Raw genomic sequence first — 22,972 nt, forward strand, 5'->3', positions numbered from 1 at the left:
GGTCGGCTCCGGACCCAGCGGGATCACCACGCCGACCGAGGCGAGGATGTCGCCGAACCAGTCTTCACCGTCGTCGTGGTTCGGATCGCTGGCCAGCGCACCGATGCTGTCGTTGTCGGCATCGATCCGGTACGCCAGTTCGGCGCGGACGCCGACGCGACGGGCCAAGGTGCTCTGCACGCCAACGCCGAGCTTGCCGGCGACATGGCCGTCCTTACGCTCCATCGGGGAATTGGGCGACGGGAAGTTGTCGTATTCCTCTTCCGAACGCTGGTAGCCCAGACCCGCCAGCAGGTACGGGTTCCAGCTGCGGCCTTCGTTGATGAAGTGGTAGCGCGCGTCGAACGAGATGCCGTACTGGCTCCAGTTCAGGTCGTCGTTCGCTTCCATGTTCGGGTTCTGGTAGTTCAGTTCACCGTCGACCGACCAGTTCGGCGTGATGAACTTGCCCAGGCCGATGGTGCCGAACGGGGCGCTGTCGGTGGTGCGGTCGCTATCCTGGAAGTTGTAGCCGACGCTGCCGGTCAAGTACCAGCGATCGTCGAACTCCTGTGCATTGGCGGCCTGCACGAAACCGATGCCGGCGAGCAGCGCGGCACAGAGGAGTTTCTTGTTCATTCGGGTCCAGCTCCTTTGATTCAGGGGAAGGCTTGCTTTGTTCGGATTTCTTTTTTTCGTTCAGACGGCGCGAGAACGTCCGGCGCAACCCTAGGGCGATTGCCGTGAAGGCGCTGTTAACGCCTCCGTAACAGCTCCGCTGAACGGGTCATTATTGTTGGCAAAGCTGAATGAACTCGGAAACAGGGAGCGCGTCGAGTGCCGCAGGCTCCCCGGCGAGCGCCATCAGGCGATCCACCTTGTCCTGCGGAAGATGCGCCCGGAGCGCCTTTTCGAACTTGTCCATCAGCACCGGGATGCCCTCGGCCCGGCGCTTGCGGTGGCCGATCGGATAGTCGATCGAGACCTTCTCCGTCGCACTGCCGTCCTTGAAGAACACCTGCACCGAGTTGCCGATGTAGCGCTTGTCGGGGTCGAAGTAGTCCTTCGTGAACTGCGGGTCCTCCGAAACGGCCATCTTCGCGCGCAGCGCATCGATGCGCGGGTCCGCCGCGACGTCGTCGTTGTAGTCACCGGCGGTCAGGCGACCGAAGATCAGCGGCACGGCGACCATGTACTGGATGCAGTGGTCGCGGTCGGCGTAGTTGGCCAGCGGGCCGGTCTTGTCGATGATGCGCACGCCGGCTTCCTGGGTCTGGATCTCGATGCGCTCGATGCCGTCGATGCGGTCCTTGACCTCGGCGTGCAGCTGCATCGCGCACTCGACGGCCGTCTGGGCGTGGAATTCGGCCGGGAAGCTGATCTTGAACAGCACGTTCTCCATCACGTAGCTGCCGAACGGACGTTCGAACTTGAACTCCTGGCCCTTGAAGGCGATGTCGTAGAAGCCCCAGGTCTTGACCGACAGCGCGCTGGGATAACCCACCACCTGCTTGTCGACCGCGTTGATCGCGTGGATCACGGCGCGGCGGCAGGCATCGCCCGCAGCCCAGCTCTTGCGCGGCCCGGTATTGGGCGCGTGGCGATACGTGCGCAGTACGCCGTTGTCGATCCAAGAATGCGACACCGCGTTGATCACCTGCTCCTTGCCGCCGCCGAACATCGCGGTGGCGACCGCGGTCGAGGCCAGGCGCACCAGGATCACGTGGTCCAAGCCCACGTGGTTGAACGAGTTCTGCAGCGCGTAGACGCCCTGGATCTCGTGGGCCTTGATCGCCCATCCGAGCACGTCGCGCACGGTCAGGCCCTTGCCGCCTTCCCGTTCGGCCTTGCGCGACAGCCAGTCCGCGACGGCAAGGATGGTGCCGAGGTTGTCGGACGGATGGCCCCACTCGGCCGCCAGCCAGGTGTCGTTGAAGTCGAGCCAGCGCACCTGGGTGCCGATGTTGAACGCGGCCTGGGCCGGATCGAGCTCGAACGAGGTACCCGGCACGCGCGCGCCGCCGGGGATCTCGCCGCCGGGCACCAGCGGGCCGAGGTGCTTCACGCAATCGGGGAATTTCATCGCCAGCATCGCGCAGGCCAGCGAGTCGAGCAGCATGTAGCGCGCGGTATCGAAGGCCTCCTGCGAATCGATCCGGGCATCGATGACGTAATCGGCGATGTCGACCATCGGCTGGTCGGGATCGGGGCGCGCGGCGGAACGGACGTCGGTACTGGTCATGATCGGCCCGTGCGGAAAGGATGCAGTCATTGTGCGACGACAGGCGTGGTGGCCACGTGTGGCCGCCCGGGCAGGCGAATCAGGCGAGGATCATGCAGTCGCAGCTCCCACCGCAGTTCGGTAGCCACGATCGAACGGCACGGCAGTTCGCTTCGCCCTACAACGTCCCTGCGGGAACTCGCACCGCACCCTCCATCAGCACCCGCGCGCTGCGGCTCATGATCGCCTTGGTGACGGTCCATCGGCCGTCGACCTGCTGCGCCTGCGCGCCGACCCGCAGCGTGCCGGACGGGTGGCCGAAGCGCACCGACTCGCGCTCGCCGCCGCCGGCTGCCCGGTTGACCAGGGTGCCGGGGATCGATGCCGCGGTGCCGATGGCGACGGCGGCCGTACCCATCATCGCGTGGTGCAGCCTGCCCATCGACAGCGCGCGCACCTGCAGGTCGATCTCGCCGGCGGCAATCGCCTTGCCACTGGAGGACACATAGTCCTGCGCCGGGGCGACGAACGCGACCTTGGGCGTGTGCTGGCGGGTGGCCGCATCTGCAGGCTGCGCGATCAGGCCCATGCGCACCGCCCCGGCGACACGGATCGCCTCGAATCGTGCCAGCGCGGCCGCGTCGTCATTGATTGCGGCCTGAAGTTCGGTACCGCGGTAACCCAACTCGGCGGCGTCGAGGAAGATCGTCGGGATGCCGGCATTGATCATCGTCGCCGTGAACCTGCCCACGCCGGGCACGTCCAGCTCGTCGACGAGGTTCCCGGTCGGGAACATGCCCGCCGCCGCGCCATTTCCTTCGTCCGCGTCGGAAGGGTCGATGAACTCCAGCCTGATCTCGGCGGCCGGGAAGGTGACGCCGTCGAGGTCGAAGTCGCCGGTCTCCTGCACCTGGCCGTCGGCGACCGGCACGTGGGCGATGATCGTCTTGCCGATGTTGGCCTGCCAGATGCGCACCACCGCGGTGCCGTCGCGCGGCACGCGCGCCGGATCGAGCAGGCCGTTGGCGATGGCGAACGGCCCGACCGCGGACGACAGGTTGCCGCAGTTGCCGCTCCAGTCGACGAAGGCCTTGTCGATGGCGACCTGGCCGTAGAGGTAGTCGACGTCGTGCCCGGGCACCGACCCCTTCGAAATGATCACGCACTTGCTGGTGCTCGATGTCGCCCCGCCCATGCCGTCGGTGTGCTTTGCGTAGGGATCGGGCGAACCGATCACGCGCATCAGCAGCGCATCGCGCGCGGGTCCCGGCACCTGCGCGGCCTGCGGCAGGTCCTGCAGTCGGAAGAACACGCCCTTGCTGGTACCACCACGCATGTAGGTGGCGGGGATGCGGAGTTGCGGGACGTGCGGCACGGATGGGCTCCAGGGCTTGGGGATGCGACGCCGAAAGATTGGGGGGCGAGGCGCGACGAACGCGATCCGCCTACGCCACCTGCGACGCGTCGAAGAAGTCGTTGGCGAAGCGCTGCAGCACGCCGCCGGCTTCATAGATCGAAACTTCCTCGGCGGTATCGAGGCGGCAGGTGACCAGCACGTCCAGCCGCTGGCCATCCTTGCGGTGGACCACCAGCGTCAGCGCCGCGCCCGGCGCCGGCGTTCCGCCGACGTCGAAGGTCTCGGTCCCGTCGATGCCGAGCGTGTTGCGGTCGGTGCCGGGCAGGAACTCCAGCGGCAGAACGCCCATTCCGATGAGGTTGGTGCGATGGATGCGCTCGAAGCCTTCGGCGGCGATCGCCTCCACCCCAGCCAGGCGCACGCCCTTGGCGGCCCAGTCGCGCGAGCTGCCCTGGCCGTAGTCGGCGCCGGCGATGATGATCAGCGGCTGCCTGCGGTCCATGTAGGTTTCGATCGCCTCCCACATGCGCATGACCCGCCCTTCCGGCTCGATCCGCGCCAGCGAGCCTTGGCGCACGTTGCCGGCCTCGTCGCGCACCATCTCGTTGAGCAGCTTCGGATTGGCGAACGTGGCGCGCTGCGCGGTGAGGTGGTCGCCGCGGTGGGTGGCGTAGGAATTGAAGTCCTCCTCCGGCAAGCCCATTTTCGCCAGGTATTCGCCGGCGGCGCTGGTGGGCAGGATCGCATTCGACGGCGACAGGTGGTCGGTGGTGATGTTGTCGCCGAGCACGGCCAGCGGACGCATCCCGGTGAGCGTGCGCTCCCCGGCCAGCGCGCCTTCCCAGTACGGTGGGCAGCGGATGTAAGTGCTCTGCGGCCGCCAGTCGTATAGCGGTTCGGCCTTGCGGTTGCGTTCGACCCGGACGTTGAACATCGGCTCGTACACCTGACGGAACTGTTCGGGCCTGACGTATTCGCGCACGACCGCATCGATTTCCTCGTCGCTCGGCCACAGGTCGGCGAGCGTGATCGGCCGGCCCTGCGGATCGGTGCCCAATGCGTCCTTCTCGATGTCGAAACGCATGGTGCCCGCGATTGCGTAGGCGACCACCAGCGGCGGTGAAGCGAGGAAGGCCTGCTTGGCATACGGGTGGATGCGGCCATCGAAGTTGCGGTTGCCCGACAGCACGGCGGTGGCATGGAGGTCGCGCTCGATGACCTCTTTCTGGATCGCCGGGTCGAGCGCGCCGCTCATGCCGTTGCAGGTGGTGCAGGCGAAACCGACGATGCCGAAGCCCAGTTGCTCCAGCTCCGGCAACAGCTTCGACTCCTCCAGGTACAGCTGCACCGCCTTCGAGCCCGGAGCCAGCGAGGTCTTGACCCACGGCTTGCGCACCAGGCCCAGCGCATTGGCTTTCTTGGCCAGCAGGCCGGCGGCGACGACGTTGCGCGGGTTGGAGGTATTGGTGCAACTGGTGATCGCGGCGATGATCACCGCGCCGTCGGGCATCAGGCCCTGCGCTTCCTCGGCGCGCGCGGCGTCGAGGTTGCCGGCGATGCCGCGCTCGGCCAGCTTTGATGTCGGCAGGCGCCGGTGGGGGTTGGACGGGCCGGCCATGTTGCGGGTGACGGTCGACAGGTCGAACGCCAGCGTGCGCTCGTATTGCGCGGTGGCCAGTGCATCGGCCCACAGCCCGGTGTGCCTGGCATACGTCTCCACCAGCCGGACCTGTTCGTCGTCGCGGCCGGTCAGGCGCAGGTAGTCGATGGTGTTGTCGTCGATGAAGAACATCGCCGCGGTCGCACCGTACTCGGGCGCCATGTTGGAGATCGTCGCGCGGTCGCCCAGGGTGAGCACGGATGCGCCTTCGCCGCGGAATTCCAGGTATGCGCCGACCACCTTCGACTGGCGCAGGAACTCGGTCAGCGCCAGCACGATGTCGGTGGCCGTGATTCCGGGCTGCGGACGGCCGCCGAGCTCCACGCCGACGATCTCCGGCAGCCGCATCCACGATGCGCGGCCGAGCATCACGCTTTCCGCCTCCAGCCCGCCGACGCCCACCGCGATCACGCCCAGCGCGTCGACGTGCGGGGTGTGGCTGTCGGTGCCGACGCAGGTGTCGGGGAACGCGACGCCGTCGCTCACGTAGACCACCGGCGACATCTTCTCGAGGTTGATCTGGTGCATGATCCCGTTGCCCGGTGGGATCACGTCGACGTTGCGGAATGCATGCCGGGTCCACTCGATGAAGTGGAAACGATCCTCGTTGCGGCGGTCCTCGATCGCCCGGTTCTTGCCGAACGCGTCCTTGTCGAAGCCCGCCGCCTCCACCGCCAGCGAGTGGTCGACGATCAGCTGGGTCGGCACGACCGGGTTGACCAGGGCCGGATCGCCGCCACGCTGGGCAATCGCGTCACGCAGGCCGGCCAGGTCGACCAGCGCGGTCTGGCCGAGGATGTCATGGCACACCACGCGAGCCGGGAACCACGGAAAGTCGAGATCGCGGCGACGCTCGACCAGTTGGGCCAGATAGTCGACCAGCCTGGCAGGGTCGGCGCGACGCACGATGTTCTCCGCATGCACGCGCGAGGTGTACGGCAGTCCGTCGTAGGCCCCCGGCCTGATCGCCTCGACCGCGGCACGCGTGTCGAAGTAGTCGAGTTCGGTGCCGGGCAGCGGCTTGCGGTAATCGGTGTTCATCGGTGGTAGCGGGTCTCTGGCAAGGGTCGGGTCGCAGGCACGCCACCAGGCCCATCGCGCGATGGGGCCCCGGGCGCCATAGCGGCGGACGTGAGGAGATGTCGTCATTTTGCCAGAGCACGCTCCCACGGCGGGTTTTCGCCGAACTTCCCCGCGAGGAACTCGGTGAATGCCCGCACCCGCGGCGGCACCATGCGCCGTTGCGGCATCACCGCGTAAATGCCGTTGTCGTCGATCGCGCAATCAGGCAGCACCCGCTGCAGGCGGCCGGCGTGCAGGTCCTCGCAGACGTGCCAGGTCGAATGCAGGGCGATACCGAGGCCGGCGACCGCTGCGTCGCGGATCACCTCGCCGAAATTGCTCTCCAGGCGGCCCTGCACGCGGACCACGGTGTCGCGGCCCAGGCGGTCGCGCATCCGCCAGTTGTCCTGGCGCCCGTGGCTGCCGGACAGCAGGATGCATTCGTGCCCGGCCAGGTCTTCCGGCGTGCGCGGCGTGCCATGCCGGTGCAGGTACCCGGGCGCGGCGCACAGCACCCGGCGGTTGCTGGCGAGCTTGCGCGCGACCAGGCTGGAGTCGTCGAGCGCGCCGATCCGGATCGCGAGGTCGAAGCCGGCGCTCACCAGGTCGAGCGTCTGATCGGTCAGATCGATGCTCACCCGCAGCCGCGGATGCGCGAGCAGGAATTCGGGCAGCAGCGGCGAGATATACAGGCGCCCGAACGAGGCCGACGTGGTCACGCGCAGCGTTCCGGACACCTCGGTCGCCGACTGGCGCAGGCCGCTGGTCAGCGCTTCCAGGTCCTCGACCAGCACCCGTCCCTGCTCCGCCAGCGCGATGCCCTCGGGCGTGGGATGCAGGCGGCGGGTGGTCCGGTGCAGCAGGCGCACACCCAGCGCGCGTTCGAGCCGCTTCAGGCGCTGGCTGGCGACGGCCACCGAGAGGTCGAGGCTGCGCGCGGCGGCGCTGATCGAGCCCAGGTCGAGCACGCGCAGGTACAGGCCGATGTCGCTGATCCGGTCATCCATTATCAACAATTCATTGATATTTATTCGTCATCTTGGCAGTTTCTGATGAAGATGCAACGACCTAGGCTGCGCGCTTCCCCGATCCGGAACGCCCCGGGTCATCGCGCCGGCGCGCGCCCTGACGCGAACGCCGGAATTTCCATCCACCCAGGAGTTCCTCGTGCCCTTCACCCGAATTTCCATTCCCGCTGGAACACCGGCGGCGCACAAGGCCGCCATCGCACGCGGCGTGCACGACGCGATGGTCGCGGCGATCGGCATTCCCGAAGACGACTTGTTCCAGCTGCTGTCGGAGTACCAGCCCGGCGACTTCCTTTTCGACCGTGGCTTCCTCGGCGTCCAGCGCTCGGGCAGGCCGCGGATATCCGCCCGCAGGACGTGTTCGTCTATCTCGCGGAAAACGACTTCTCCGACTGGTGGGTCGGCGACGGCCGGATGAGCATGGAGATCACGATGCAGCGGGGAGCAGTGGCATGAGCAGCATCGATGCGGCGATGGACTACCGCCATCTCGGCGCCTCGGGCCTGAGAGTTTCCGCGCTCGGCTTCGGCGCCGGCACTTTCGGCGGCAAGGGGCCGTTGTTCAGTGCCTGGGGCAATACCGACGTGGAGCAGGCGCGGCGCATCGTCGACATCAGCCTCGACGCCGGCGTCAATCTGTTCGACACCGCCGACGTGTATTCCGACGGCGCGTCCGAGTCGATCCTCGGCGCGGCGATCAAGGGCCGCCGCGAGCGGGTGATCCTCTCGACCAAGACGTCGTTGCGCCTCGGCGAGGGCCCGAACGATATCGGTTCCTCGCGCCACCACCTGCTCATCGCGGTCGACAACGCGCTGCGACGGCTCGGCATCGATTACATCGACCTGTTGCAGCTGCACCATTTCGATGCGCGTACGCCGATCGAGGAAACGCTGTCCGCGCTCGACGGCCTGGTCCGCGCCGGCAAGGTGCGCTACCTCGGCGCGTCGAATTTCTCCGGCTGGCAGCTGATGAAGTCCCAGGCCATCGCCGACCGCCGCGGCTATCCGCGCTTCATCGCCAACCAGGCGTACTACTCGCTGGTCGGCCGCGACTACGAATGGGAACTGATGCCGCTGGGACTGGACCAGGGCATCGGCGCCGTGGTGTGGAGCCCGTTGGGCTGGGGCCGGCTGACGGGCAAGATCCGTCGAGGCCACCCGCTGCCCGAAGGCAGTCGCCTGCACGGTACCGCCGGTTTCGCGCCGCCGGTCGACGAGGCCCGGCTGTACCGGATCGTCGATGCATTGGACATCGTCGCCGAAGAAACGGGAAAGACCGTGCCGCAGGTCGCCTTGAACTGGCTGCTGCAACGGCCCACCGTGTCGAGCGTGCTGATCGGCGCACGCAACGAGGCGCAGCTGAAACAGAACCTCGGCGCGGTCGGGTGGAACCTGGATGCCGCCCAGGTCGCCCGGCTCGACGCCGCAAGCGCCGTGACGCCGCCCTATCCCTACTACCCGTACTGGAACGGTCAATTCGCCGAACGCAGCCCCGCGCCCGTACCCGTCCATCCCGTTAACCAGGAGTCCGCATGAAAGCCGTCGCCCTCACCCGCTACCTGCCGATCGACGATCCGCAGTCGCTGCTCGACGTCGATCTGCCGAAGCCGTCCGCGCCCACCGGCCACGACCTGCTGGTGCGGGTGGAAGCGGTGTCGGTCAATCCGGTCGATACCAAGGTGCGCGCGCCGAAGCCACAGATCGAAACGGCACCGAAGGTGCTGGGCTACGACGGCGCGGGCGTGGTCGAGGCCGTTGGCGGGCAGGTCACCGGCTTCAAGCCCGGCGACGAGGTCTATTACGCCGGCGACATCACCCGCCCGGGCAGCAACGCCGAGTACCAGCTGGTCGATGCACGCATCGTCGGCCACAAGCCGACGTCGCTCGATTTCGCCCAGGCGGCTGCGCTTCCACTGACCGCGCTCACCGCGTGGGAACTGCTGTTCCAGCGCATGCCGTTCGACCCGGAGGACGGCGGCGACGGCAAGTCGCTCCTGGTGATCGCCGGCGCCGGCGGCGTCGGCTCGATCGCAATCCAGCTGGCGCGGCGCGCGGGCTTCACCGTGATCGCCACCGCGTCGCGCGCGGAAACCATCGAATGGTGCAAGGCGATGGGCGCGCACCATGTCATCGACCACCGCCAGCCGCTGGCGCCAAAGCTCGCGGCGCTGGGACTCGAGCAGGTCGACGCCGCGATCAACCTCGCCGACACCAACCGTTACTGGGAAGCGCTCGGCGAACTGCTCGCGCCGCAGGGCCACGTCGGCCTGATCGTCGAGCCGTCGGCGCCGCTGCACATCGGCGATCCCTACAAGCTCAAGAGCATCGGCATCCACTGGGAATTGATGTTCACCCGTTCGCGTTTCCGCACCGCTGACATGGATCAACAGGGTCGCATCCTCGACCGCATCGCGGCGTTGCTCGATGCCGGCGAACTGCGCGGTACCCACGCCGAAACCGTGGGCCGCATCGATGCAACCAACCTGCGCGCGGCGCACCGGCGACTGGAATCCGGAGGCACGATCGGCAAGCTCGTGCTGGCGGGATGGTGACCATCACTGCGCACCAGCGCGCGCCGCGCGCGGACGCGTCGTGAGCCACGGCACCCTGCATCGTTACGCGGCGTTTTCCGACGATCCCGCGGGCGGCAATCCCGCCGGCGTCTGGATCGGCGACGTGCTGCCGGAATCCGCGACGATGCAGGCCATCGCCCGCGAGGTCGGTTACTCGGAGACCGCTTTCGTCGCGCCGATGCGCGGCGGCGCGCGCGACATCCGCTACTACAGTCCGGAAGCGGAAGTACCGTTCTGTGGCCACGCCACCATCGCCACCGGCGTGGTGCTGGGTGCGAACGAAGGCGATGGCGTCTACCGGCTGGCCACGCGCGTGGGCGAGGTGCCGGTCGAAGTGCGCACGCAGGGCGGCCGACGCGAAGCCGCGCTGACCTCGGTGGAGCCGCGGCATGCGCCTGCGCCCGCAGCGCTGGTCGATGCCGCCCTCTCGACGCTGGGCTGGACGCGCGAAGAGCTGGATCCGACGATTCCGCCGGCCCGCGCCTTTTCCGGCGCGTGGCACCTGGTGCTCGCGGTCGCCGATGCGCCCACGCTGGCGCGACTGGATTACGACTTCGACCGCCTCAAGGCGCTGATGCTGGCCGACGACCTGACCACGTTGCAGTTGCTGTGGCGGGAGAGTCCCCGCGTCTTCCACGCCCGCAATCCCTTCCCGGTCGGCGGCGTGGTCGAGGACCCGGCCACCGGCGCGGCGGCAGCGGCGCTGGGCGGCTACCTGCGCGATGCCGGACTGCTGGCCGCACCGGCGTCGGTCCTGATCCGCCAGGGCGAAGTGATGGGCCGGCCGAGCCGGCTGCAGGTGGAAATTCCCGAAACGGGCGGAATCGTGGTGCGCGGAACCGCGGTGTCGATCGACTGAAACTCCCGGCCGGGGCCGACCTCCGCGACGCGGCCGGCAACTCCGGTGCGACCGCTGCGGCGGGATTCTCCGCCGAGCCCGGGGCACCGGGTCCGAATCGCGCGGCATCCAACGGCCCCGAAGCGCACCTCGCAGGTTGCCGCCTGCGGGCTTTACCGGCATCGTGGCCCGTTCCGTACGCCAGCGCACGCCAGCATGTCCGACGCCACTTCTTACCCGCATTTGTTCGCGCCGCTCGACCTGGGCTTCACCACGCTGCGCAACCGCGTGCTGATGGGCTCGATGCATACCGGGCTGGAGGATCACCGACGCGATTTCCCGAAGCTCGCGGCGTACTTCGCCGAACGCGCCGAGGGCGGCGTCGGGATGATGGTGACCGGCGGCTTCTCACCCAACCTGGTCGGCTGGCTCAAGCCGTTCGCCAGCAAGCTCAGCTGGCCGTGGGAAGCGCACAAGCACCGCCAGGTCACCGCGGCGGTGCACGCGCACGACGCGAAGATCTGCCTGCAGCTGCTGCATGCCGGGCGCTATGCCTACCATCCGCTTTCCGTCTCGGCGTCGAAGCTCAAGGCGCCGATCAATCCCTTCACCCCACGCGCGCTCTCCGCTCGCGGCGTCGAACGCCAGATCGACGCGTTCGCCAACTCGGCCAGGCTGGCACGCGATGGCGGCTACGACGGGGTCGAGGTGATGGGTTCGGAGGGCTACCTGCTGAACCAGTTCACCGTGGCCCGCACCAACCGGCGCGACGACCGCTGGGGCGGCAGTGCCGAGCGTCGCATGCGTTTCGCGGTCGAGATCGTGCGTCGCGTGCGCGAGGCCTGCGGGCCGGATTTCATCGTGATCTACCGGCTGTCGATGCTCGACCTGGTCGACGGCGGCAACGACTGGGACGAGATCCTCGCCCAGGCAAAAGCGGTGGAAGCCGCGGGCGCGACGATCATCAACACCGGCATCGGCTGGCACGAGGCGCGCGTGCCCACCATCGCCACGTCGGTGCCGCGCGGCGCGTTCGCGGGCGTCACTGCCAAGCTCCGTCCGCACGTCGCGCTGCCGCTGGTCGCCACCAACCGCATCAACATGCCGGACGTGGCCGAGCGCATCCTCGCGGGCGGCGGCGCGGACATGGTGTCGATGGCGCGCCCGCTGCTCGCCGACCCGCAGTGGGTGGCCAAGGCCCGCGCCGGGAAGGCGAACGCGATCAACACCTGCATCGCTTGCAACCAGGCCTGCCTGGACCATGTGTTCCAGAACAAGAAGGCGAGTTGCCTGGTCAACCCGCGCGCCTGCGCGGAGACCGAACTGAACTACCCGCCCACGCCGGCGCCAAAACGTATCGCCGTGGTCGGCGCAGGCCCCGCTGGCCTGGCCTGCGCGACGATCGCGGCCGGACGCGGCCATCGCGTCACCCTGTTCGACGGCGCGGGCGAGATCGGCGGCCAGTTCAACCTGGCCAAGACGATTCCCGGCAAGGAGGAATTCCACGAAACCTTGCGCTACTTCGGCCAGCGCATCGACGAGACCGGGGTGGAGCTGCGGTTGGCGACGACCGCCACGCCCGGACTCCTGGCCGGCTACGACGAGGTCGTGCTCGCCACCGGCGTGACGCCGCGCAAGGTCGATTTTCCCGGTCACGACCATCCGAAGGTCATCGGCTATCTCGACGTGCTGCAGCAGCGCGTGGTGCCCGGCGCGCGCGTGGCCATCATCGGTGCCGGCGGCATCGGTTTCGACGTGGCCGAGTTCCTGGTGCAAGACGCCCCCTCGCCCACTCTCGACCCGAACCGGTGGATGGCCGAATGGGGCGTGGATCCGGGCTTCGATGCCCGGGCCGGGCTGGTCCCGGCGCGACCCGAGCCGCCGGTCCGCGAACTCTGGCTGCTGCAGCGCAGCGCCGGTCGGCCCGGCGCACGGCTGGGCAAGACCACCGGCTGGATCCATCGGGCCACGCTCAAGGCCAAGGGCGTGAAGCTGCTGGGCGGCGTGGAATACCTGGGCGTGGACGACGCCGGACTGCGCGTGCGCATCGACGGCACCGGATCGCTGCTTCCCGTGGACCACGTCGTCATCTGCGCCGGCCAGGAATCCAGGCGCGACCTGCTGGCTCCGCTGCAGGCCGCGTCGGTCCGGACCCACGTCATCGGCGGCGCGGACGTGGCCGCCGAGCTCGACGCCAAGCGCGCAATTGCCCAGGCGGCGCGGGTGGCGGCGGCGCTCTAGCGTCCCGTTGTGTGCGCCCGATCAGAATAAAAACTCCAATCCGATCAAGGATTTTCGCAGACCCCTGTTCAGGTAGCGTTGGGAAACCGACCGCTACCGTGCGCCAACTTTTCCCGCCGCCCGATTGGCGGGACCGGCCCGGACCGCTCTCCTGCGGTCTTCGGAGCCCGGGCGAAAGCGCCATAGAGCCGCTGCCCTCCCCAATACGCCATGTCCGTTGGTACTACCGAGCCCCCAAGGGTTGCGGTGATGCCGACGGGCGCAACGCAGCAAGGAGTTGTTCGATGAAACTGGCCTGGATCCTGTGGTTGGCCTCCGTTCTGCCGCCGCAAGCCGCCGACTCGCTCTGCCTCAGCACCACGGTGTACCTCGAGGCCCGCGACCAGTCCGACCGCGGCCAGCAGGCCGTCGCCGAGGTGGCGCTGCGCCGCCAGGACAGCGGCCTGTGGGGTGACTCGATGTGCGACGTGGTGACCGCGCGCAAGCAGTTCGCGCCGTCCCTGGTGTCGCCCAACACCCGCCTCGGCAACGTCGAAGCCTGGTCGCAGGCGGTCACGGTGGCCATCGAATCCGAGCGCAACTGGGCGCTGCCGGCCAGCGAGCGCCGGGAGATCGTCCCCGGCGCCAGCCACTTCATGGCGCACGACATCGCCAGCCCGAGCTGGCGCAACGCCTATCAGGTGGCAACCATCGGCAGCCACACCTTCCTCAAGGTGCAGAACCTCAAGCCACGCCACGGCTGACCGGTTCGCGCGGCGCGACGGTCCGTTTCGTCGCGCGCAACGCTTCGATATCGCGATCGCGGCATCATGGCGGTTCCCGCTGCCATGGAACGTCGCATGAAACTCTACTATTCGCCCGGCGCCTGCTCGCTCGCCGACCACATCGTGCTCGAATGGATCGGCAAGCCGTACGAAGCCATCCGCGTCACGCGCGACGAACGCAAGTCGCCCGCCTTCCTCAAGCTCAATCCCGCCGGAGCCGTGCCGGTCCTGCAGGACGGCGAGTGGGTGCTGACCCAGAACGCCGCGATCCTGGGCTACCTCGCCGACATCGCGCCCGAGGCAGGCCTGACCGGCGACGGGACGCCGAAGGGTCGCGCGGAAGTCGCCCGCTGGCTGGCGTTCGTCAACTCCGACGTGCACCCCGCGTTCAAGCCGCTGTTCGGTTCCATCGCCTGGCTCGAGGACGAGGCGACGATAGAACGGGGCAAGGCGGTTGCGCGCAGGTCGCTGCGCGGGCTGTTCGAACGCATCGATGCGCAACTCGCCCGCCACGACTGGATCGCCGGCACGCGTTCGATCGCCGACCCCTACCTGTACGTGGTGACGCGGTGGGCGAAGGCGAACGATGTCGACCTGTCGGGTCTGGGCAACCTCGCCCGCTTCGTGGCGCGGATCGAATCGGATCCCGCCGTGCAGAAGGTGCTGGCGGAAGAGGGGTAGCCGGGACCAAGGTCCGGACGAAGAAAAAGCCGCGCTTTCGCGCGGCTTTTCTTGTTGCGTTCGCGCCCGATCAGCGCCTGTCGATCGGCACGTAATCGCGGTCTTCCGGACCGGTGTAGTTGGCGCTGGGACGGATGATCTTGCCGTCCTCGCGCTGCTCGATCACGTGCGCGCTCCAGCCGGCGGTGCGGGCGATCACGAACAGCGGCGTGAACATCGGCGTCGGCACGCCCATCATGTGGTAGCTCGACGCGCTGAACCAGTCGAGGTTCGGGAACATCTTCTTCATCCCCATCATGACGTTCTCGATCCGCTCGGAGACGTCGAACAGCGTCATGTTGCCACCGTCCTCGCACAGCCTGCGCGAGATGTCCTTGATGATCGGATTGCGCGGATCGCCGATGGTGTAAACCGGATGACCGAATCCGATCACGATCTCCTTGCGCTCGACGCGCGCGCGGATGTCGGCCTCGGCTTCGTCGGCCGTCGCGTAGCGCGAGATGATGTCCATCGCCACTTCATTTGCGCCGCCGTGCTTCGGCCCGCGCAGCGCGCCGATCGCGCCGGTGATGCACGAATGCATGTCCGATCCGGTCCCCGCGATCACGCGGCCGGTGAACGTGCTGGCGTTGAACTCGTGCTCTGCGTACAGGATCAGCGACTTGTCCATCGCGTCGGCGTGCAGCTCGCTAGGCGGCTGGCCGTGCAGCAGGTGCAGGAAGTGCGCCGCGATCGAATCGTCGTCGGTCTCCACGTCGATGCGACGGCCGTTGCGGGTGAAATGCCACCAGTACAGCAGCATCGAACCGAAGCTGGCCATCAGGCGGTCGGCGATGTCGCGTGCCTCGGGGGCTGGATGACCCTCGCGCTCGGGCAGCACCGTGCCGAGTATCGAGCAGCCGGTGCGCATGACGTCCATCGGATGGGCGTTCGCGGGGACCAGTTCCAGCGCCTCCTGCACGATCGCAGGCAGGCCGCGCAGCCGCTTGAGCTTGGCCTTGTAGGCGCGCAGTTGCGACTCGGTGGGGAGCGCGCCATGCACCAGCAGGTGGGCGACTTCCTCGAACGTCGACTTCGTGGCCAGGTCGTGGATGTCGTAGCCGCGATAGTGCAGGTCGTTGCCGCTGCGGCCGACCGTGCACAGCGCGGTGTTGCCGGCGGCAGTCCCGGACAGGGCCACCGATTTTTTCGGCTTGGGCAGGGTGGACGGGGTGTCGCTCATCGGCATGCTCCGGTCGTATTTATCGTTGCGATCCGGTCATTTTACGGCTTTCCGCACGGGGCCTGTCCGCTTCGCGCCGGCATCCGCGTTGGCTGTGACAAGGGCGCGATGCCGAGAGGGCATCGCAGCCACGCCACGCGAGGCATGGGCCCGCGTCGCGGTCCAACGCGCCGGTGGGGCCTGGCCAGAGGGGGCTGGCTAGGAACTTCGACTCTCTCCAGGCCTGCCGGCCGACTATTCGGGTTATCCCGCGAACGATGCTCCGATCGTCGCGGGCAGCTGGCTAGCCTTTCGAGAACAGCTCGTCGAGTTTCTGCTCGTAGGCGTGGTAGCCGAGGAAGTCGTAGAGCTCGTCGCGCGTCTGCAGGCGATCGATGATGTTCTTCTGCGTGCCTTCGCGGCGCACGGTTTCATAGAAGCCGAGCGCGGCCTTGTTCATCGCCCGGTAGGCGCCGCAGCAGTACAGCGCGATGTCGACGCCGGCCTCGCGCAGTTCGTCCGTGGTGAAGAACGGCGTCGAGCCGAACTCGGTGAGGTTGGCGAGGATCGGCACCTTCACCGCGGCCTTGAATCGGCGATAGTCGTCGAGCGTCTTCATCGCCTCGGGAAAGATCATGTCGGCGCCAGCCTCGACGTAAGCCACCGCGCGCTCGATCGCCGCCTCGATGCCTTCGCTCGCCGCGGCGTCGGTGCGCGCCATGATCACGAAACCCGAATCCGTGCGCGCGTCGACCGCCGCCTTGACCCGGTCGACCATCTCGTCCTTGGGCACCACTTCCTTCCCCGGTCGGTGGCCGCAGCGCTTCTGCCCGACCTGGTCTTCCATGTGCACGGCGGCCACGCCCACGCGCTCGAAGTTGCGGATGGTGCGGGCGATGTTGAACGCCCCGCCCCAGCCGGTGTCGATGTCGACCAGCAGCGGCATCCCGGTGGCATCCACCATCCGTCGCGCGTCGATCAGCACGTCTTCCATGGTGCTGATGCCCAGGTCCGGCATGCCCAGCGAGTTGGCCGCGACGCCACCGCCCGACAGGTATAGCGCCCGGTAGCCGGTGCGCCTTGCCATCAGGCCGGCATAGGCCGTGATCGCGCCCATGACCTGCAGCGGGGATTCTTCTTCGATGGCGGCGCGGAAACGCGCGCCGGCGGAGGTTTGGGTACTCATGGCGACTCCGGAAGGGTGCAGCATTTTAGCCCAACGCCACATGCGACCCGCCCACGGACCGGCGGCGGCATTGCGCATCTGGCCTGCACGAAAAAGCCGGGCAATGCCCGGCTTCTCTGGCTCGCACGAGCGGCGAGGATCAGCCCAGCAGGTGCGCCACGCCGGCGCGCTCTTCTTCCAGCTCGGCGAGGGTCTTGTCCATCGCCGCGCGGCTGAAGTCGTCGATCTCGAGCCCTTCGACGCGGGTGTATTCGCCGTCCTTCGTGATCACCGGCACACCGTACATCACGCCTTCCGGGATGCCGTAGCTGCCGTCCGACGGCACGCCCATCGTCACCCACTTGCCGTCGCTGCCCAGCATCCAGTCGTGGATGTGGTCGATAGCCGCGTTCGCGGCCGAGGCAGCAGACGACAGGCCGCGCGCTTCGATGATCGCAGCGCCGCGCTTGCCGACGGTGGGGATGAAGGTTTCGGCGTTCCAGGCGTCGTCGTTGATCCTGTCCTTCAGCGATTCGCCGCCCGCGGTGGCGAAGCGGTAGTCGGGATACATGGTCGGGCTGTGGTTGCCCCACACGACCAGCTTCTCGATGTCGCCCACGGCCACGCCGGCCTTGGCGGCGAGCTGCGACAGCGCGCGGTTGTGGTCCAGGCGCAGCATCGCGGTGAAGTTCTTCGCCGGGAGGTCGGGCGCCGACTTCATGGCGATGTAGGCATTGGTGTTGGCCGGGTTGCCGACCACCAGCACCTTGACGTCACGCGAGGCGACCTTGTTCAGCGCCGCGCCCTGTGCGGTGAAGATCTTCGCGTTCTCCAGCAGCAGGTCCTTGCGCTCCATGCCCGGGCCGCGCGGACGCGCGCCGACCAGCAGGGCGATGTCGGCGTCCTTGAACGCGACTTCGGCGTCATCGGTGCCGACCATGCCGGCGAGCAGCGGGAACGCGCAGTCGTCGAGCTCCATCATCACGCCCTTGAGCGCGGCCTGGGCCTTTTCCATCGGCAGTTCGAGCATCTGCAGGATGACAGGCTGGTCCTTGCCCAGCATTTCGCCGGACGCGATGCGGAACAGCAGCGAATAGCCGATCTGGCCGGCAGCACCGGTGACGGCGACGCGGACGGGGGTTTTCATCGAAGGACTCCTGTGACGTTGGACTTGTCGTCACGTGCGAAGCAAGGGATCTGGAGAGACACGGAAGATCCCTCGCTGCCGTGAGGACAGCGAAGGTGGAACCGGTCGAAGGCTCACTTCAACTCGGCGAAGAACTCCTGGATGCGCTGCAGCCCCGGGGCCAGCTGCGGCGTCGGGCAGGTATAGCTGATGCGCAGGCCGCGCGGCTCGCCGAACGCCGAGCCGGGCACGCAGGCCACGCCCTTGGCTTCGAGCAGCGCGTTGCACAGGTCAACGTCGTTGGCGATCGTCTTGCCGTCGTGCGACGTGCCGAAGGCCACGCTGATGTCGGGGAATGCGTAGAAGGCGCCCTGCGGAACAGGGCAGACCACGCCCGGGATCGCGTTCAGCGCGGCCACCACCTGGTCGCGCTTGGCCTGGAACTCGGCGCGCTTGGCGTTGGGGACGTCCTGCGGCCCGGACAGCGCCGCCACGGCGGCCGCGGTTACGATTTCCGGGATGTTGGTGATGTGGTTGGAATTCATCGTGGTGACGGCCTTGGCGACCACCTCCGGGCCGACCATGAAGCCGGCGCGCCAGCCGGGCATGCCGTAGGTCTTGGACAGCGAGTCCATGAACACCACCCGCTCGCGCAGTTCGGGGCGGGCGTGCACGAAGTTGTGGTAGCCGATGCCGTCGAACACCATGCGGTTGTAGATGTCGTCGGTGATCACCCAGGTCTCGGGATGCTTCACGAGGACGTCGGCCAGCGCCGAGATCTCGTCCCTGGTGTAGACCATGCCGGTCGGGTTGGACGGGTTGTTGAACAGGAACACCTTGGGCTTTTTCGCCAACGCCGCATCGAGCTGCGCGGGGGTGAGCTTGTAGTCCTGCTCCGCCGGGCACGGCAGCAGCTGGATGTCGGCATCGAGGATCTCGCCGATGTCGACGTAGCTGGTCCAGTACGGGGTGGCGAAGGCGAAGCCGTCGCCCTCGTCGAGCAGCGCTTCGCACAGGTTGTAGAGCACATGCTTGGCGCCGATTCCGGTCGCGCAATTGGCGCGCGTGTAGCCGGTCAGGCCGACCTGTTCGATGTGCTTGAGGAAGGCGTCGAGCAGTTCGTTGGAACCGCGGTTGCTGCCGTACTGGCCGGAGTCGTGCTCCAGCGCCTCGCGCGCGGCGGCGTACACATGGTCGCCGGGCAGGAAGTTGGGGACACCGATCGAGAAGCTGATGATGTCGCGGCCTTCGGCCTTGAGCTGCTTGGCCTTTTCGGCCACCACCATGATCGCACTGGGCTTGGCACGGCCCATGCGCTTGGCGAGCTGGGGCATCGCGGAACCTCGGGAGTTTGGGGAGCGGGACTGCGGGATGGCGCGCGGCAAGGAGCATTTTCGCGCGCTGTTGCAGGCCTGAATTTTAGCACGCCGGCCACCCGCGCCGGCCTGCCCGGGCGGGTGCCGGGAGCCCTGTCGCCGCGGTCAGGCGGCGAGGATCTTGTTCCATTCGGCGACGCGGTCGGCCTTGGCCGCCAGCGCGGCATCGGCATCGCCCTCGATCGTCACCGACTTGATGGTGTCGCCCTGCTTGACGGCGTCCACCGCTTCCAGGCCCTCGACCACCTTGCCGAACACGGTGTGCTTGCCATCGAGCCAGTCGGTCTTGATGTGGGTGATGAAGAACTGGCTGCCGTTGGTGTCGGGCCCGGCGTTGGCCATCGACAGCACCCCGCGCTCATGCGGGACCCCGTTCTTGGTCTCGTCCTCGAACTTGTAGCCCGGGCCGCCGGTGCCGGTGCCCTGCGGGCAGCCGCCCTGGATCATGAAATCCGGGATCACCCGGTGGAAGCTCAGGCCGTCATAGAAGCCGCGCTTGGCCAGGTTGACGAAGTTGGCCACCGTCAGGGGGGCCTTGTCGGGGTACAGCTCGACCTTGATCGGGCCACGGTCGGTATCGAAAACGGCGTTCAGGGACATGGGATTCCTCGGTCTGGGTGGGGGGCGGGCCCGATATGCGGCCTTGGCCCCCGGATTCAACGAGATTCAATTGCGGGGCGGCGGCGAGGTATACTACTCGGCTTCCTCCACTTCCTATGACGCGCCCTGCCCTCACCAGTTCCGGCGCGCCCCTCGTCATGTCCACAGAACGCCTCCGCAACATCGCCATCGTCGCCCACGTCGACCATGGCAAGACCACCCTCGTCGATTGCCTGCTGAAGCAATCGGGAACGTTCTCCGAACGCACCGTGCTCGCCGAGCGCGTGATGGACAGCAACGACCAGGAAAAGGAACGTGGCATCACGATCCTGTCCAAGAACACCGCCATCACCTGGCAGGGCAACCGCATCAACATCGTCGACACGCCCGGTCACGCCGACTTCGGCGGCGAGGTCGAGCGCGTGCTGTCGATGGTCGATTCGGTGCTGATCCTGGTCGACGCGATGGACGGGCCGATGCCTCAGACGCGCTTCGTCACCCAGAAGGCGTTCGCGATGGGCTTCAAGCCGATCGTGGTGGTCAACAAGATCGACCGCCCGGGCGCGCGCCCGGACTGGGTGATCGACCAGGTGTTCGACCTGTTCGACAAGCTCGGCGCGACCAACGAGCAACTCGACTTCCCGATCGTCTACGCCTCGGCGCTGCACGGCTATGCCAGCCTCGACGATACCGCGCGCGACGGTGACATGACACCGCTTTACGAAGCGATCATGCAGCACGTCGCGCCGCCGACCGTGGACCAGGACGGCCCCTTCCAGATGCGCATCAGCCAGCTGGACTACAACAACTTCGTCGGCCTGATCGGCGTCGGCCGCATCCAGCGCGGCAAGGTGCGGACCAACATGCCGGTCAGCGTGGTCGACCGTCATGGCAAGAAGCGCCAGGGCAAGGTGTTGCAGGTGCTCGGCTTCATGGGCCTGGAGCGGGTCGAGGTCGAGGAAGCCGAAGCCGGCGACATCATCGCCCTGTCCGGTATCGCCGATCTCAGCATCTCCGACACCATCTGTGCCCTGGACGCGCCCGAAGCGCTGCCGGCGCTGACCGTCGACGAGCCGACGATCAGCATGACCTTCCAGGTCAACAACTCGCCGTTCGCCGGCAACAAGGACCGCAGCGGCGGCAAGTTCATCACCAGCCGCCAGCTGCGCGAGCGGCTGGAGCGCGAAACCCTGCACAACGTCGCGCTGAAGGTCGAAGAAGGCTCGGACCCGGACAAGTTCCTGGTTTCCGGCCGCGGCGAGCTGCACCTGTCGGTGCTGATCGAGACGATGCGCCGCGAAGGTTTCGAGCTGGCGGTGTCGCGCCCGGAAGTCATCATCAAGGAAATCGACGGCCAGCAGATGGAGCCGATCGAGCAGCTGGTGGTCGATATCGAGGAAGTCCATCAGGGCGGCGTCATGGAAAAGCTCGGCACCCGCAAGGGCCAGCTGAAGAACATGGAGTCCGACGGCAAGGGTCGCGTGCGCCTGGACTACATGATCCCGGCCCGTGGCCTGATCGGGTTCCAGAACGAATTCAAGACCCTCACCCAGGGCACCGGCCTGCTGTTCCACGTGTTCGACCACTACGGGCCCAAGGAACAGGGCGCGATCGCCAAGCGCATCAACGGGGTGATGATCGCCAACGCTCCCGGCGCGACCCCGGCCTACTCACTCGGGCCACTGCAGGAGCGCGGCAAGCTGTTCGCCGCCGAAGGCGACCAGGTCTATGAAGGCCAGCTGGTCGGCATCCACAGCAAGGACAACGACCTCACCGTCAACGTCATCAAGACCAAGCCGCTGACCAACATGCGCGCTTCGGGCAAGGATGATGCGATCCAGCTGACGCCGGCGATCAAGTACACCCTGGAACAGGCGCTGGACTTCATCGAGGACGACGAGCTGGTGGAAGTCACGCCGAAGGAAATCCGCCTGCGCAAGAAGTTCCTCACCGAAACCGACCGCAAGCGGGCTTCGCGCGCGGCGTGAGCCAGGCGCTGTTCCCGGGCTGGCGGCCAAACAAGGAAGAGGCGGCACGGCTCGCGCCGCCGGCCACCGCGCTGCAGGACGGCATCCGGGAACGCGGGCTCAAACTCCGGTCGTCTTTCCGCACGCCGGACCAATGGCATGTAACGCTGTGCTTCATCGGCAAAGACGCTCCGCATCTGGCAACACCGTCGCTGCGGGAGCAGCTTGCCCGGGCCGCGGCGCAGATCCCGCCACACGCCTTCCGGATCGAGCGCCTCGCCTACTGGTCGGGGTCGGGCGTGATCGTCGCCCTGCCTTCCCAGTGCCACGCGCTCCAGGCGTTGTGCGATGCCACCCGTGACGCGATCCGTCGAAGCGGGATCATCCCCGCCCTGGTCACCACGCAGCCGCACCTGACCCTTGCCTACCTCGAGAAGCACCTCGAGCCCCAAGGCTGGCTGGACGACATCGACTGCACTTCGACCGGCACGTTCCTCGTTGACCGTTTCGAACTGCTGTTCAATCCCGGCGGTCACTACGACGCGCTCGGAAGCTGGGCGTTGACTCGCGCCGAATTGCCCCGCCCGCCGGAGCAGGGTTCGCTGTCGTGACGGACGCGCCCTATGACCCGGATCCGGATGCGCATCCGGGACTGCACGTCATCGCGATCGTGGAGGCGGTCAAGGGCGCGCTCGCCGTGCTGGCGGCCAGCGGGCTGGAATTGCTGGGTCCGGCGCCACTGCAGCATTTCCTGCAGCTGTTGATCGCGCGCCTCCAGCTCGACCCGGGGCACGGCGCCATGGCGTGGCTGGTTGGCGCGATCAATCCCGGCGCAGTGCACCTGGCCGCAGCCGCGGTGTTCTTCTACGGCGCGTTGCACCTGCTCGAAGCGTGGGGCCTGTGGCGGGCGAAGTCCTGAGCTTCCTGGCTGGGCTGCGTGACCGCGGCGGCCTACCTGCCGTTCGATGTCTTCGCGCTGGCGAGGCATCCGGGCTGGATCTCGCTGGCGGTGGTGGCAATCAACCTCGTCGTCGTGTGGGTGCTGGCGCGCGACCTGATCAAGCGCCGGCACCGGGCCCATCGGGCACGCGCGACCGGAATCCGGGATCCGGCGCGACCCGGTTGAAACGCCCG

Annotated in this window: 18 protein-coding genes and 2 pseudogenes; 10 read left to right on the forward strand and 10 right to left on the reverse strand. The window is 67.6% G+C overall.

From position 1 onward, the window contains the following. The 5 genes from ACFOM9_RS15420 to ACFOM9_RS15440 all read right to left on the reverse strand — a co-directional run. Positions 1 to 618 (reverse strand): porin family protein (locus ACFOM9_RS15420; RefSeq protein ID WP_386712903.1); only part of this gene is annotated, 618 nt, incomplete at its 3' end. A gap of 151 nt (positions 619 to 769) precedes the next feature. Next, positions 770 to 2,221: a bifunctional 2-methylcitrate dehydratase/aconitate hydratase gene (locus tag ACFOM9_RS15425; protein ID WP_386712906.1), complete on the reverse strand. Its 1,452-nt coding sequence runs from the start codon at positions 2,219 to 2,221 to the stop codon at positions 770 to 772. Positions 2,222 to 2,378: 157 nt separating this feature from the next. Then, positions 2,379 to 3,575, reverse strand: coding sequence for a 2-methylaconitate cis-trans isomerase PrpF (prpF, locus tag ACFOM9_RS15430; RefSeq protein ID WP_386712909.1), 1,197 nt, complete (start codon positions 3,573 to 3,575; stop codon positions 2,379 to 2,381). A gap of 70 nt (positions 3,576 to 3,645) precedes the next feature. Further along, positions 3,646 to 6,258, reverse strand: coding sequence for a Fe/S-dependent 2-methylisocitrate dehydratase AcnD (acnD, locus tag ACFOM9_RS15435; protein WP_386712912.1), 2,613 nt, complete (start codon positions 6,256 to 6,258; stop codon positions 3,646 to 3,648). Between the two features lie 104 nt (positions 6,259 to 6,362). Further along, positions 6,363 to 7,286, reverse strand: coding sequence for a LysR family transcriptional regulator (locus ACFOM9_RS15440; RefSeq protein ID WP_386712915.1), 924 nt, complete (start codon positions 7,284 to 7,286; stop codon positions 6,363 to 6,365). 160 nt (positions 7,287 to 7,446) lie between these two features. Here ACFOM9_RS15440 and ACFOM9_RS15445 point away from each other — a divergent pair. The 7 genes and pseudogenes from ACFOM9_RS15445 to ACFOM9_RS15475 form a co-directional block, all read left to right on the forward strand. Further along, a pseudogene (locus ACFOM9_RS15445) lies at positions 7,447 to 7,593 on the forward strand (tautomerase family protein); the annotation flags it as partial. A 187-nt stretch (positions 7,594 to 7,780) separates the two neighbouring features. Further along, the gene (locus ACFOM9_RS15450) at positions 7,781 to 8,842 is read left to right on the forward strand and encodes an aldo/keto reductase (protein WP_386713036.1); all 1,062 of its coding nucleotides are present in this window, start codon (positions 7,781 to 7,783) and stop codon (positions 8,840 to 8,842) included. Then, entirely contained in the window at positions 8,839 to 9,858 is a 1,020-nt protein-coding gene (locus ACFOM9_RS15455; protein ID WP_386712918.1) for a zinc-binding alcohol dehydrogenase family protein, read from the forward strand. The genes ACFOM9_RS15450 and ACFOM9_RS15455 overlap by 4 nt, the downstream gene beginning before the upstream one ends. Positions 9,859 to 9,898: 40 nt before the next feature. Beyond that, a complete protein-coding gene (locus ACFOM9_RS15460) occupies positions 9,899 to 10,738 on the forward strand; it encodes a PhzF family phenazine biosynthesis protein (RefSeq protein WP_386712921.1) in 840 nt (279 codons plus the stop codon). Between the two features lie 195 nt (positions 10,739 to 10,933). Next, complete coding sequence (locus ACFOM9_RS15465) at positions 10,934 to 12,958, forward strand: oxidoreductase (protein ID WP_386712924.1); 2,025 nt, start codon at positions 10,934 to 10,936, stop codon at positions 12,956 to 12,958. A 284-nt stretch (positions 12,959 to 13,242) separates the two neighbouring features. After that, a complete protein-coding gene (locus tag ACFOM9_RS15470) occupies positions 13,243 to 13,701 on the forward strand; it encodes a cell wall hydrolase (protein WP_386712927.1) in 459 nt (152 codons plus the stop codon). Positions 13,702 to 13,797: 96 nt separating this feature from the next. Next, positions 13,798 to 14,403 (forward strand): glutathione S-transferase family protein, encoded by a 606-nt coding sequence (locus tag ACFOM9_RS15475; protein WP_386712930.1) that lies wholly within the window; start codon positions 13,798 to 13,800, stop codon positions 14,401 to 14,403. A gap of 70 nt (positions 14,404 to 14,473) precedes the next feature. On the opposite strand, the gene prpC is transcribed toward ACFOM9_RS15475, so the two are convergent. From prpC to ACFOM9_RS15500, 5 genes are all read right to left on the reverse strand, one after another. Continuing rightward, the gene (gene prpC / locus ACFOM9_RS15480; RefSeq protein ID WP_386712933.1) at positions 14,474 to 15,625 is read right to left on the reverse strand and encodes a bifunctional 2-methylcitrate synthase/citrate synthase; all 1,152 of its coding nucleotides are present in this window, start codon (positions 15,623 to 15,625) and stop codon (positions 14,474 to 14,476) included. Positions 15,626 to 15,908: 283 nt separating this feature from the next. Further along, positions 15,909 to 16,790 (reverse strand): methylisocitrate lyase, encoded by an 882-nt coding sequence (gene prpB / locus ACFOM9_RS15485; RefSeq protein ID WP_386712936.1) that lies wholly within the window; start codon positions 16,788 to 16,790, stop codon positions 15,909 to 15,911. Positions 16,791 to 16,929: 139 nt separating this feature from the next. Then, on the reverse strand, positions 16,930 to 17,916 hold the full coding sequence (locus ACFOM9_RS15490) for a malate dehydrogenase (RefSeq protein WP_386712939.1): 987 nt from the start codon (positions 17,914 to 17,916) through the stop codon (positions 16,930 to 16,932). Positions 17,917 to 18,029: 113 nt separating this feature from the next. Then, the gene (locus ACFOM9_RS15495; protein WP_386712942.1) at positions 18,030 to 19,229 is read right to left on the reverse strand and encodes a pyridoxal phosphate-dependent aminotransferase; all 1,200 of its coding nucleotides are present in this window, start codon (positions 19,227 to 19,229) and stop codon (positions 18,030 to 18,032) included. Positions 19,230 to 19,376: 147 nt separating this feature from the next. Further along, on the reverse strand, positions 19,377 to 19,871 hold the full coding sequence (locus ACFOM9_RS15500) for a peptidylprolyl isomerase (protein WP_386712945.1): 495 nt from the start codon (positions 19,869 to 19,871) through the stop codon (positions 19,377 to 19,379). Positions 19,872 to 20,029: 158 nt separating this feature from the next. Between ACFOM9_RS15500 and typA the strand changes: the two genes are divergently transcribed. The 3 genes and pseudogenes from typA (at position 20,030) to ACFOM9_RS15515 (ending at position 22,964) form a co-directional block, all read left to right on the forward strand. After that, positions 20,030 to 21,859 (forward strand): translational GTPase TypA, encoded by a 1,830-nt coding sequence (gene typA, locus ACFOM9_RS15505; RefSeq protein ID WP_386712948.1) that lies wholly within the window; start codon positions 20,030 to 20,032, stop codon positions 21,857 to 21,859. Continuing rightward, positions 21,856 to 22,449, forward strand: coding sequence for a 2'-5' RNA ligase family protein (locus ACFOM9_RS15510; protein WP_386712950.1), 594 nt, complete (start codon positions 21,856 to 21,858; stop codon positions 22,447 to 22,449). Before typA ends, ACFOM9_RS15510 begins: the two co-directional genes overlap by 4 nt. Next, a pseudogene (locus tag ACFOM9_RS15515) lies at positions 22,446 to 22,964 on the forward strand (DUF2127 domain-containing protein). The gene ACFOM9_RS15510 and the pseudogene ACFOM9_RS15515 overlap by 4 nt, the downstream one beginning before the upstream one ends. The last annotated feature ends 8 nt before the right edge of the window (positions 22,965 to 22,972 follow it).

The organism is Luteimonas notoginsengisoli, assembly GCF_042648885.1.
In the GTDB taxonomy this organism is placed as follows: Bacteria; Pseudomonadota; Gammaproteobacteria; order Xanthomonadales; family Xanthomonadaceae; genus Luteimonas; species Luteimonas notoginsengisoli.